Origin of the sequence: Stenotrophomonas sp. (genome assembly GCF_031995405.1) — a bacterium.
GTDB lineage: Bacteria > Pseudomonadota > Gammaproteobacteria > Xanthomonadales > Xanthomonadaceae > Stenotrophomonas.
Genome location: NZ_DAMAGC010000137.1, coordinates 1 through 11,062, shown reverse-complemented (window position 1 = coordinate 11,062; position 11,062 = coordinate 1). Strand labels below are relative to the sequence as shown.

Genomic DNA, 11,062 nt, shown 5'->3' with positions numbered 1-11,062 from the left:
ACGGCCGATACCTGCGAACAGGAAAGCGCGCGCGCGAGCGACCGGCTGCTGGCGGCGATGGTTCCGGTGATCACCCTGGGGCTGGCCTCGGTGGTTGGCCTGGTGATCGTGTCCGTGCTGGTGCCGCTGTACGACCTCACCAACGCCATCGGATGACGATGGCACACCCCTACACATGACATCCTGCAAGGAGCCTGCCGCATGCAACGCCGCCTGATCCGTTTTTCCTCGCCGCGCAACCAGTCGGGCATGAGCCTGCTGGAAATCATCATCGTCATCGTGCTGATCGGCGCGGTGCTCACCCTGGTCGGCAGCCGCGTGCTCGGCGGCGCCGATCGCGGCAAGGCCAACATCGCCAAGGCCCAGATCCAGACGGTGGCCGGCAAGGTCGAAAACTTCCAGCTCGATACCGGCAAGCTGCCGGCCAAGCTGGATGAGCTGGTCACCCAGCCGAGCGGCAGCAACGGCTGGCTGGGACCGTATGCCAAGCCGGCCGACCTCAACGATCCGTGGGGCAACCCGCTGGAATACCGCGTGCCCGGCGAAGGCCAGCCGTTCGACCTGATCAGCCTCGGCAAGGACGGCAAGGTCGGCGGCAGCAGTTACGACGCCGACATCCGTTACGAGTAAGCCTGCTTGCCGGCCATTCTCCCGCCACGCCGCGCACCGCTCCGGTGTCCATCGCGCCCTGCGCGCGTGGCTGCGGGGCTGTCGTTGCTGGAGATGCTGCTGGTGGTGGCGCTGATCGCCATCGTCGGCGTGGTCACCGCCACCGCGATGAATGGCGGCATCGATGGCATGCGCCTGCGCAATGCCGGCAAGGAACTGGCCACCCAGCTGCGCTACACCCGCACCCAGGCCATCGCCACCGGCGAACGCCAGCGCTTCCTGATCGATCCGCAGGCGCGCACCTGGCAGGGCGCCAACGGCCGCCATGGCACCCTGCCCGCCACGCTGGAGGTGCACTTCCGTGGCGCGCGAGAAGTCGCGGCAGCCACCGGGCAGGGCGCCATCGCCTTCTACCCCGATGGTGCCTCCAGCGGTGGCAGCATCACGCTGGAGGTGCGCGGTGCGGTGTGGCGGATCGACGTGGGCTGGATCACCGGCGAAGTGCGCTCGGGCCAGCCGCGGGAGCACCGATGAAGCGCCAACGTGGCTATTCGCTGCTGGAAGTGATTGTCGCCTTCGCGTTGCTGGCGCTGGCGCTGACCCTGCTGCTGGGCAGCCTGTCCGGCGCCTCGCGGCAGATCAGACAGGCCGACCTGCGCAGCCGCGCGGTGCTGCACGCGCAGTCGCTGCTGGCCGTGACCGGTATCGAAGCGCCGCTGCAGGCCGGCCATAGCACCGGCCAGTGGGAGGACGGTCGCTACCGCTGGGAGCTGGACGTGGCGCCGTACGTGGAGCCGCGTGGGGCGGCAGTGGCAGCGCTGACGGCCGAACCGGTGGCAGGTCCAACGCTGGCGCAGCTGACCCTGCAGGTGCAGTGGGGGGAGGCCGATAGCGACCGCCTGCAGTGGCGCAGCCTGCGCCTGCTGCCAGCCAACCCGGGCGGTGCGCGATGAACGTCCACCGCCTGACCGGCGCGCGCACCGGCGCGCAACGCGGTTTCACCCTGATCGAAGTGCTGCTGGCAACGGCATTGCTGGTCGGTGGCCTGGCGCTGGCCTTCGCCACGGTGCGCTCGGCGATGGCGATCAGCCAGCGCGGCGAGCAGATGGTGTCCCAGAACGAACGCATGCGCGCGGTCGAAGGCTTCCTGCGCCGGCGCCTGTCGATGGCCATGCTGACCGCGACCACGCCGCCGGATCCCACCCGCGAGCCGCTGTATTTCCTGGGCGAGGCGCAGCACATGCTGTTCGTCTCCGACCTGCCCGGGTATCTCGGCCGCGGCGGGCCGTACGTGCATGACCTGCAGGTGCGGGGCAGCGGCGACGCGCAGCGCCTGGAAGTGACCCTCACCCTGGTGCAGAACGGCGAGCGCATCGAGGAAACGCCGCCGCGTCCGCCGGAAGTGCTCGCCGATGGGCTGCGCGCGGTGGCGTTCCGCTATCGCGGCATCGACCCGCGCAACGGTGAACTCGGCGACTGGCAGGACCGCTGGGAAGACACCCGGCGCCTGCCCACGCTGGTTTCGATCACCGTCACCCCCCGGCAGGGTCCGGCATGGCCGCCGATGGTGGCCGCGCTTGCGCAGCAGCGCGGGGCGCGCCAGTGAGGCGCGCGCGCGGTGCCGCATTGGTACTGGTGCTGTGGCTGATCGCCCTGCTCACTGCCGTGGTGGGCGCGTTCGCGCTCAGTGCGCGCGTGGAGCATCTGCAGCAGCGCGTGGTGGGCGACGATGCGATCGGCCAGGAGCACGCGCGTGCCGGACTGGAATATGCACTGTACCGCCTGCAACCCAGCGCCACGCGCCCGGCATGGACGCCCGACGGGCGCCGCTACAGGTGGGACTTCGACCAGCGCCGCATCGACCTGCGCATCGTCGATGAGAACGGCAAGATCAACCTGAACCTCGCCGACGCGACGCTGCTACAGGCCTTCCTCCGCGCGATGGGCGTGGACACCGCGCGCGCCCAGCAACTGGCCGGGGCGATCGTCGACTGGCGCGATGCCGACAGCCTCAAGCAGCCCGTCGGCGGTGCCGAGCTGCCCGAGTACGTTGCCGCCGGCCTGCCGTACGGCCCGCGCAACAACCGCTTCGAGACACTGGGCGAACTGCAGCGCGTGCTCGGCATGGATGCCGCGCTGTATGAACAACTGGAGCCGATGCTGACCCTGTACAGTCGGCAGTCGCGTCCCGATCCGCGTTTTGCCGCCGGGCCGGTGCTGACCGCCATGGGCCTGGATGCACGGGAACTGCTGGCCCAGCGCGAACAGTCCGCGGTGGGTGAAGATCAGAAAGTGGGCGGTGCAGCGCTTGCCAGCGGCAGCGGCACCTATAGTATCGAGAGCCGCGCAATGGATGATCGCGGCCGGGTGTCGGTCCTGCAGGGGGTGGTGCGGATGGGGAACGCAGGCACGCCGGGAACGACTTACACAGTACTTCGTTGGGAACAGGGAATGGCAGCACGATGACGGCATGGCGGGACAGTCTGGTGCGGGCGCAGGGGCAACTGGCGCCGGGCGTGGGCAATGGCCTGCGCTGGTGGCGGCGTTCGCTGCTGGCGTGGTTGCCCGAGCGGTGGCAGTGGGCGCTGGGGTGGTCACGCTCGCGGCTGTTGCTGCAGCAGCACGGCGAGCAGCTGATGGTGCTGCGCGACACGGGCGCGCACACACAGCGGGTGATCGAACTGCCCTGGCCGCAGACCCCTGCAGGACTGGAACAGCGCCTGGATGCGCGGTTGCGCACGCTGCCGCGCCATTGGCTGCTGCCGGCCAGCGCCGCATTGCGCCGACCGCTGCGGCTGCCGGCGGCGGCGGCGGCGCGCCTGCGCGATGTGGTGCGTTTTGAAATCGATCGCCAGACCCCGTTCGAGCCGGCGCAGGTCAGTTTCGATGTGCGTGAGCTGGGCGCATTGGACGATGGCCAGCTGCAGGTCGAACTGGTGGTGATGCCGCAGCAGGCACTGCAGCAGTGGGCGCAGCAGGTCGGGCCGTGGGCGCAGGGCGTGGCCGGCATCGACGTCGCCGACGCCGATGGCCAGCCGCTGGGCGTGAACCTGCTGCCGCCGGAACAGCGGCAGACCCTGCGCGACCCGATGCGACGCTGGAACCTGCTGCTGGCGGTGGCCACGCTGCTGCTGCTGGCCCTGGCCGGCCAGCAGATCCTGCACAACCGCCAGGTCGCGGCCGATGCGCTGCGCGACCAGGTCAACGCCGCTGCGCGTGATGCACGCCAGGTCGCCGCCGAGCGCCAGCAGCTGCAGACCCTGGTGGAAGGCGCCGCGTTCCTGGAACAGAAACGCACCGCGCATGCCAGCACCGTGGAACTGTGGAATGAACTGACCCGGTTGCTGCCCGATGGCACCTACCTGGAAAAACTGTCGGTGGAAGGCGATTCGCTGCAGTTGATCGGGCTGAGCCGCGAAGCCTCGCAGCTGGTGCCGCTGCTGCAGGACTCGCCACTGTGGCGCAAGGTCAACCTGACCGGCGTGCTGCAGGCCGATGGCGGCGCCGCCGGGCGCGACCGTTTCACCCTCACCGCCGAACTGCAGCCGTTGCCCGGTGCGGTCGCCAGGCCGGCAGCTGCCGCCCCCGCCGCGGAGGTTGCCGATGGCAATGCCGACCACACGCCGTGACCGCTGGCTGGCGCTGGCGTTGCTGCTGGCGGTGATCGCGGCGGCCTACCTGGTGCTGGTGCACCCGTGGTTCACCCGTCCGCTGCTGGCGATCAACACCGACATCAGCGACCTGCAGGAGCGCGACCAGCGCGTGCAGGCCCAGCTGCAGCAGCGCGCTGCCGTCGCGCGCGGCCTGCAGCAGGCACAGGCCGCACTTGCCGGGCGCCCCGGCTTCCTGCGCGAGGCCACGGCCGAATCCGCTGCCGCGGCGTTGTCCTCGCGCCTGCAGGATGCGGTGGCCTCGGCCAGCCCCGGCAACCGCAGCTGCACCATCAGCAACCGTTCGCCGCTGCAGGACACCCGGGGCGATACGCAGTTCCCGCGCATCGCGCTGCAGGTACGCCTGCGCTGCGGCATCCCGGAAATGGCGGCGGTGCTGTACACCCTGGAAACCGGCAGCCCCAGGCTGTTCATCAACAACCTCAACCTGCTCGCGCAGCGTTTCCAGCAGTCGCCCAATGAAACGGGCACCGGGCTGGACGTGTCCTTCGAACTGGTCGGCTACCTCAAGCCGGATGCGATGGCGGATGCGACCGCAGGCGCGGCGCCGACCCGTGCCGCGTCCGACCCGGCGCCGCCGGCGATGTCCGGTACTGCGGGGCTGAGTCCGGCACCGGCGATGTCCAGCGGCGCCGGGTTGAGTCCGGCGCCGGCGATGGCCGTGCCGAACGACCCGCAGGCGGCCGCCGATGCCGCGACGCGGGCCGCCGAGGCCGCTGCCGACGCCGCCGGCCGCGCAGCCGAAGGCCGGGAGGACAGCCATGAAGATTGAACTGTCTTCGCTGCGCAGCTGGTGGCTGGCCACCGCGCTGCTGTGGGCGGCCGCGATCTGGGTTGCCAGCCTGTTCGGCCTGGGCGGGCGCATTCCCGTCGCCGCCGATGGCGAGCGCAGTGCCTCGCCACTGCCGGTGTTGCCGCCAGCCGCACCCGAGCGGATCGCCTCGGCCGAGGCCTATGCGCAGATCGGCGCGCGCCCGTTGTTCGCCGAGGACCGCAAGCCGCGCCCGTACCTGCTCGGCGGCAGCGAGCCGGGGGCCTCCAGTGCGGTCAGCCTCACCGGCGTACTGCTCACCTCTGAATTCAGCATGGCCATCCTCACCACCGACCAGAAGCAGTCGTTGCGGCTGCGCCTCAATGGCGAGCCGGTCAACGGCTGGCAACTGCTGGCGCTGGAACCGCGCAGTGCCACGGTCAGCGGCCCCGGCGGCACGCAGACCCTGGAACTGACCGTGTTCAACGGCCAGGGGGGCGAGCCACCGACGGTGCTGGGCAACCCGGTCAACGGCGCGGTGCCGCCGGCCGGTGCCGGTGTGGCGCCGTTGCCGATGGCGCCACCGCAGGCCGCTCGTCCGGTGCAGGCCACCGTCAACGTGCCCGGCCCTGCGCCCGCGCCGGCGCCGGCGCCTGCGGCGCAGAACGCGCCCGCGCAGGGCCCCAGTGACGCGCAGATGCAGGCCATCCGCGCGCGCATCCAGGCGCGCCGCCAGCAGCTGCAACAACAACAGCAACCGTCGCAGCGACCGCCCACCGGCGGCTCCGGCCAGAACAACTAGAGTGCACAGCATGACATTGCGTCTTTTCTCCCCGCGTCATTTCTGCCTGTCCCTCGCCGTGGCCCTGCTGGCCGGGTGTGCGTCGGTACCGGCGCCGGACGTCCGCCGCAACGCGGTCCTTGATGGCAGCCATCAGGTGGTGGCCGGCGATGGCTCGCGCGAGGGTGTCGACGCCGAGCCGTTGGCCGAGGGCGCGCCGCAGGCGGTGATCCGTCGCGGCACCGGCACCATGATCAATCGCAGTGCCGCTGCAGCGGCGGCACCGTCGCTGTCCCAGGCCGGCAACGGCACCGCCACCTTCAACTTCGAAGGTGAATCGGTGCATGCGGTGGTCAAGGCGATCCTCGGTGACATGCTGGGCCAGAACTACGTCATCGCCCCGGGCGTGCAGGGCACGGTCACCCTGGCTACGCCCAAGCCGGTGTCCTCGGCGCAGGCGCTGAACCTGCTGGAGATGGTGCTGGGCTGGAACAACGCGCGCATGGTCTACAGCGGCGGCCGCTACAACATCGTCGCTGCCGACCAGGCGCTGGCCGGCACGGTCGCGCCGAGCACCGCGCCGGCATCCAGCGCACGCGGTTTCGAAGTACGGGTGGTGCCGCTGCAGTACATCTCGGCCACCGAGATGAAGAAGGTGCTCGAGCCGTATGCGCGACCCAACGCGATCGTCAACGTCGACAGTGGCCGCAACGTGATCACCCTGGGCGGCACGCGCGCCGAGCTGGAAAACTACCTGCGCACGGTGGAGATCTTCGACGTCGACTGGCTGTCGGGCATGTCGGTCGGCGTGTTCCCGATCCAGTCCGGCAAGGCCGAGCAGGTCTCGGCCGATCTGGAGAAAGTGTTCGGCGAGCAGAGCAAGACCCCCAGCGCGGGCATGTTCCGCTTCCTGCCGCTGGAGAACGCCAATGCGGTGCTGGTGATCACCCCGCAGGCGCGTTACCTGGACCAGATCCAGCAGTGGCTGGAGCGCATCGACAGTGCCGGCGGCAGCGCGCGGCTGTTCTCCTACGAACTGCGTTACGTCAAGGCCAAGGACCTGGCCGAACGCCTCGCCGAGGCCTTCGCCAACGAAAATGGCCGCAGCGGGCGGGGCAGCAGCAGTTCGCTGGCCCCGGGCGCAACCCAGATGGAGATGGGCAGCAACCGCGACAACGGCCTCAACAACAGCAACGTGGGCAATACCGGCGGCGGTCTCGGCGATGGCACGATGAACCTGCCGCAGCGCCAGTCCGGCAATGCCAGCTTCAGCCTGGAAGTGAAGGGCGACACCGTCGGCGTGTCGGCGGTGGAAGAGACCAACACACTGCTGGTGCGCGCCACGCCGCAGGCATGGCGCTCGATCCGCGAGGTGATCGAAAAGCTCGACGTGATGCCGATGCAGGTGCATATCGAGGCGCAGGTGGCGGAAGTGGCGCTGACGGGCGACCTCAGTTATGGCGTCAACTGGTTCTTCGAGCAGGCGGTCAACGCCCCGGTAGAGAGTGGCGGTGCAGATCTGCCCAGCGCGCTGGGTCGCTCCATCTGGGGCAGCACCTCGGGCGTGGTCGGTAGCAGCGGCCTGGGCTGGACCTTCCTGGGCAAGAACGCGGCCGCGGTGATCAGCGCATTGGACAAGGTCACCAACCTGCGCCTGCTGCAGACCCCCTCATTGTTCGTGCGCAACAACGCCGAGGCGACCCTCAACGTCGGCACCAAGATTCCGATCAACTCGGTGTCGGTCAACACCGGCGTGGGCGACAACACCTACAGCCAGGTGCAGTACCTCGACACCGGTGTGATCCTGAAAGTGCGCCCGCGCATCACCCGCGATGGCGTGGTGTTCATGGATATCGTGCAGGAAGTCAGCTCGGCCGGCGCGACGCCGACCGGCTGCGACCCGACCAAGACCACCTGCAATCCGCCGATCAACACCCGCAAGATCTCCACCGAGGCAGCGGTGCAGAGCGGCGACACCATCATGCTGGCCGGTCTGATCACCGACTCCGATGAAGATGGTTCCAACGGTGTTCCAGGCTTGAGCAAAATCCCGGTGTTCGGTGCGCTGTTCGGGCGCAAGACCCAGAAGAGTGGTCGCACCGAAGTGATCGTGCTGCTCACTCCGACCATCGTGCGCAACGCCCAGGAGTCGCGCAACCTGACCGACGAGTACAGCAGCCGCTTCCGCGCGATGGAGCCGTTCCCGAACCACCCGAAGAAGGACTGACCCCCGGCGGCGGTGTCACCGCGGCCAACGCGCCTGCTACGCTGCGGCCAGGCGACGGTCATCCTGATCGATCGCGTTGCACACGCCGCACACAGGAGGATCGATGGGGACGATCGTGTTGCTGCCGATCGGGGTCGATGACAGCGCCCTGGACCGGTGCCTGGGCGCGCTGGATGCCGGCACCCCGGCCGGCACCGCGCTGTGGCTGGCCGACGACGGCCAGGCCGGGCCACGCGCGCAGGCGGTGATCGAGCATTGGCTGGCGCACACGCCGTTGCAGGCCGAATACACCCGCCGTGCCAGCAGCATCGGCGAGGTCGCCCACCTGGACGAAATGCTGCGGGCCTGTGCCGGCGCCGACGTGGTGGTGCTGGCACCCGATGCCATTCCCGCGCCCGGCTGGCTGCAGCAGCTGGACGCCTGCTTCGCGCGCGATCCGTCGATCGGCTCGGCCACGCCGTGGTGCAATGCGGGTGAAACCGCCGCGTGGCCGCGGCTGGGCGAGATCGACCCGGTGCCGGCCGACCTCGTCGCGATGGCACATGCCTGCGCCGCGCTGCCGCCGATGCACCCGGAACTGCCCTCGGCCGTGACCCACGCGGTGCTGCTGCGCGCCAACGCGCGACGCAAGGCCGGCGGCCTGGACATGCACAGCTACGGCTCCTGGAATGCCGCCCTGGTCGACCTCAGCCTGCGCATGGCCGGCCTGGGCTGGCGCAATGCCCTGTGCGAAACCGCCTTCGTCGCCCGCGCCAGCGAAGGCCGCGCGTTCGATGGCGACATGGATGCGCTCGGCACGCGCTGGCCGGGCTGGCAGCCGCGGCTGGCTGCGTTCCTGATGACCGATCCGCTGCGCCAGGTGCGCGAGACGCTGCAGCAGCTGCACCGGCAGGCGATAATGCCGCGGTCCCAGGGCGATCTGTTCGCCGCGCCCGCCGCCCCACCGGAGTCACCCGCTTGAGCCTTGCCATTGCCGCGATCATCGTCAGCTACCAGAGCGCCAGTACCCTGGACAGCTGCCTGGCCCGGCTGCGCGCCGCCCGTGGCGTGGTCGAGATCCGGGTGGTGGACAACGGCTCCAGCGACGGCAGCCTGGAGATCATGCAGCGTCACGCCAGCGCCGACCCGCGCGTGCGGTTCATCGCCAACCCGGACAATCCCGGCTTTGCCGCCGCCAACAACCAGGGCGTGGCCGACAGCCAGGCACCGTGGCTGGCCTTCATCAACCCGGACCTGATGGTCGACCCGGAGACCCTGGCGCGGCTGTGCGAACGCGCGATGGGCATCGGCCACTGCCTGCTCGGGGTGGAACAGGTCGATGAGCACGGCCAGCCCGATGCGGCGGTGCGCCGCCGCGATCCGGATTTCGGCGCGATGCTGCGCTCGCCGGGGCAGGGCGCGAAGCTGGCCATCCCCGCCGATCCGAGCCAGGCGCTGCAACCGGTACCGGCGTTGTCCGGGGCGCTGCTGCTGATGCCCCGTGAACTGTTCGACCGCATCGGCGGCTGGGACGCGGGCTATCGCCTGCACGCCGAAGACCTGGACCTGTGCCGCCGCGTGCGCCAGGCCGGTGCGCTGGTGGCGATCGCCAATGACCTCAAGGTCGTCCACGTACGCGGGGTATCCAGCCGCTCGCGCCCGTTCTTCGTCGAATGGCACAAGCATCGCGGCCTGTGGCGTTACTTCCGCAAGTTCGAAGCGGCCCAGCGCAGCCTGCCGGTGCAGGGCGCGGTGTTCGCCGCGATCTGGGCCCACGCGCTCGTGCAGATTCCGCGGCTGCTGCGCGCACGGTAACTGCCTGGCGTTGGTCGGTACATCCGGGCAGGCGCATAATCCGGGCATGATCATCCAGTCCCTGCTCGACACCGACCTGTATAAATTCACCATGATGCAGGCGGTGCTGCATCAGCACCCCGGCGCCCAGGTCCAGTACCGGTTCAAGTGCCGCACCCCGGGCATCGACCTGGCCGCCTACATCGATCAGATCAACGACGAGATCGATCACCTGTGCCGCCTGCGCTTCAGCGCCGACGAACTCGACTACATGCGTGGGCTGCGTTTCGTCAAACCGGACTTCGCCGATTTCCTCGGCCTATTCCACCTGGACCGCAAGTACATCGATCTGCGCCCGTCGGACAGCGTGCCCGGCGAGATCGACCTGAACATCACCGGCCCGTGGCTGCATACCATCCTGTTTGAAGTGCCGCTGCTGGCGATCATCAACGAGGTCTGGTTCCGCAACACCACCACGCCGGACTTCACCGAGGGCGAGCGCCGCCTGCAGGCCAAGACCGCGCTGCTGCGCGATACCCCCGGCTTCGAGCTGTGCCGCATCGCCGACTATGGCAGCCGCCGCCGCTACTCGCGGGAGTGGCACGCCCGCATGCTGCCGATGATGCGCGATGCGCTCGGTGCCCAGTTCGTGGGCACCAGCAACGTGCATTTCGCTCGCCTGTACGGCATGACCCCGCACGGCACCATGGCCCACGAGTACCTGCAGGCGTTCCAGGCGCTGGGGCCGCGGCTGCGCGATTCGCAGGTGGCGGCGCTGGAATCGTGGGCACGCGAATACCGTGGCGACCTCGGCATCGCGTTGTCCGACGTGGTCGGACTGGACGCGTTCCTGCGCGATTTCGACATGTATTTCTGCAAGCTGTTCGACGGCGTGCGTCACGACTCCGGCGATCCCTTCGCCTGGGGCGACCGCATGCTGGCGCACTTCAAGGACCGTCGCGTGGACCCGCGCAGCAAAGTGCTGGTGTTCAGCGATGGCTTGAACATCGAGAAGGTGATGCAGCTGTTCGACTACTTCCGCGGTCGCTGCCAGGTGGCCTTCGGCGTGGGCACGCACCTGACCAACGACCTCGGCCCGACCCCGCTCAACATCGTCATCAAGATGGTCCGCTGCAACGGCCAGCCGGTGGCCAAGCTCAGCGATTCGCCAGGCAAGAGCATGTGCGACGACCCCGGCTATCTGGCCTATCTGAGGCAGGTATTCGAACTTTCACCTGAGTGACACGCGC

At 69.3% G+C, this 11,062-nt stretch carries 12 protein-coding genes and 1 pseudogene; all 13 read left to right on the top strand.

What is annotated here, in order from left to right; genetic code table 11:
- Nucleotides 1-156 (top strand): annotated as a pseudogene (locus RTO53_RS17505) (type II secretion system protein GspF); the annotation flags it as partial.
- A gap of 45 nt (nt 157-201) precedes the next feature.
- Complete coding sequence (gene gspG / locus RTO53_RS17500; protein ID WP_312238995.1) at nt 202-630, top strand: type II secretion system major pseudopilin GspG; 429 nt, start codon at nt 202-204, stop codon at nt 628-630.
- A 93-nt stretch (nt 631-723) separates the two neighbouring features.
- Nucleotides 724-1,143, top strand: a complete 420-nt coding sequence (locus RTO53_RS17495; RefSeq protein WP_312238996.1) for a GspH/FimT family pseudopilin — start codon at nt 724-726, stop codon at nt 1,141-1,143.
- Entirely contained in the window at nt 1,140-1,562 is a 423-nt protein-coding gene (locus tag RTO53_RS17490) for a prepilin-type N-terminal cleavage/methylation domain-containing protein (RefSeq protein WP_312238994.1), read from the top strand. The genes RTO53_RS17495 and RTO53_RS17490 overlap by 4 nt, the downstream gene beginning before the upstream one ends.
- Nucleotides 1,559-2,215, top strand: a complete 657-nt coding sequence (locus RTO53_RS17485; protein ID WP_312238993.1) for a prepilin-type N-terminal cleavage/methylation domain-containing protein — start codon at nt 1,559-1,561, stop codon at nt 2,213-2,215. Before RTO53_RS17490 ends, RTO53_RS17485 begins: the two co-directional genes overlap by 4 nt.
- Complete coding sequence (locus RTO53_RS17480; protein WP_312238992.1) at nt 2,212-3,075, top strand: type II secretion system protein GspK; 864 nt, start codon at nt 2,212-2,214, stop codon at nt 3,073-3,075. The genes RTO53_RS17485 and RTO53_RS17480 overlap by 4 nt, the downstream gene beginning before the upstream one ends.
- Nucleotides 3,072-4,238, top strand: coding sequence for a PilN domain-containing protein (locus RTO53_RS17475; RefSeq protein ID WP_312238991.1), 1,167 nt, complete (start codon nt 3,072-3,074; stop codon nt 4,236-4,238). The genes RTO53_RS17480 and RTO53_RS17475 overlap by 4 nt, the downstream gene beginning before the upstream one ends.
- On the top strand, nt 4,213-5,052 hold the full coding sequence (gene gspM / locus RTO53_RS17470) for a type II secretion system protein GspM (RefSeq protein ID WP_312238990.1): 840 nt from the start codon (nt 4,213-4,215) through the stop codon (nt 5,050-5,052). The genes RTO53_RS17475 and gspM overlap by 26 nt, the downstream gene beginning before the upstream one ends.
- Entirely contained in the window at nt 5,042-5,833 is a 792-nt protein-coding gene (locus RTO53_RS17465) for a hypothetical protein (RefSeq protein WP_312238989.1), read from the top strand. Before gspM ends, RTO53_RS17465 begins: the two co-directional genes overlap by 11 nt.
- A 10-nt stretch (nt 5,834-5,843) precedes the next feature.
- Nucleotides 5,844-8,039 carry a type II secretion system secretin GspD gene (gspD, locus tag RTO53_RS17460; protein ID WP_312238988.1) on the top strand — a complete coding sequence of 732 codons (2,196 nt, stop codon included), beginning with the start codon at nt 5,844-5,846 and terminating at the stop codon, nt 8,037-8,039.
- Between the two features lie 103 nt (nt 8,040-8,142).
- Nucleotides 8,143-9,000: a glycosyltransferase gene (locus RTO53_RS17455; protein WP_312238987.1), complete on the top strand. Its 858-nt coding sequence runs from the start codon at nt 8,143-8,145 to the stop codon at nt 8,998-9,000.
- Nucleotides 8,997-9,833 (top strand): glycosyltransferase family 2 protein, encoded by an 837-nt coding sequence (locus RTO53_RS17450; RefSeq protein WP_312238986.1) that lies wholly within the window; start codon nt 8,997-8,999, stop codon nt 9,831-9,833. Before RTO53_RS17455 ends, RTO53_RS17450 begins: the two co-directional genes overlap by 4 nt.
- A 46-nt stretch (nt 9,834-9,879) precedes the next feature.
- The gene (pncB, locus tag RTO53_RS17445) at nt 9,880-11,055 is read left to right on the top strand and encodes a nicotinate phosphoribosyltransferase (RefSeq protein ID WP_312238985.1); all 1,176 of its coding nucleotides are present in this window, start codon (nt 9,880-9,882) and stop codon (nt 11,053-11,055) included.
- Nucleotides 11,056-11,062 lie beyond the last annotated feature (7 nt).

What these genes read in the sequence shown, in the direction of transcription:
- RTO53_RS17495 (WP_312238996.1), top strand. Translation starts at nt 724, where the DNA reads ATGCTGCTGGTGGTGGCGCTGATCGCCATCGTCGGCGTGGTCACCGCC.
- RTO53_RS17490 (WP_312238994.1), top strand. Translation starts at nt 1,140, where the DNA reads ATGAAGCGCCAACGTGGCTATTCGCTGCTGGAAGTGATTGTCGCCTTC.
- RTO53_RS17465 (WP_312238989.1), top strand. Translation starts at nt 5,042, where the DNA reads ATGAAGATTGAACTGTCTTCGCTGCGCAGCTGGTGGCTGGCCACCGCG.
- RTO53_RS17485 (WP_312238993.1), top strand. Translation starts at nt 1,559, where the DNA reads ATGAACGTCCACCGCCTGACCGGCGCGCGCACCGGCGCGCAACGCGGT.
- gspD (WP_312238988.1), top strand. Translation starts at nt 5,844, where the DNA reads ATGACATTGCGTCTTTTCTCCCCGCGTCATTTCTGCCTGTCCCTCGCC.
- RTO53_RS17455 (WP_312238987.1), top strand. Translation starts at nt 8,143, where the DNA reads ATGGGGACGATCGTGTTGCTGCCGATCGGGGTCGATGACAGCGCCCTG.
- gspM (WP_312238990.1), top strand. Translation starts at nt 4,213, where the DNA reads ATGGCAATGCCGACCACACGCCGTGACCGCTGGCTGGCGCTGGCGTTG.
- gspG (WP_312238995.1), top strand. Translation starts at nt 202, where the DNA reads ATGCAACGCCGCCTGATCCGTTTTTCCTCGCCGCGCAACCAGTCGGGC.
- pncB (WP_312238985.1), top strand. Translation starts at nt 9,880, where the DNA reads ATGATCATCCAGTCCCTGCTCGACACCGACCTGTATAAATTCACCATG.
- RTO53_RS17475 (WP_312238991.1), top strand. Translation starts at nt 3,072, where the DNA reads ATGACGGCATGGCGGGACAGTCTGGTGCGGGCGCAGGGGCAACTGGCG.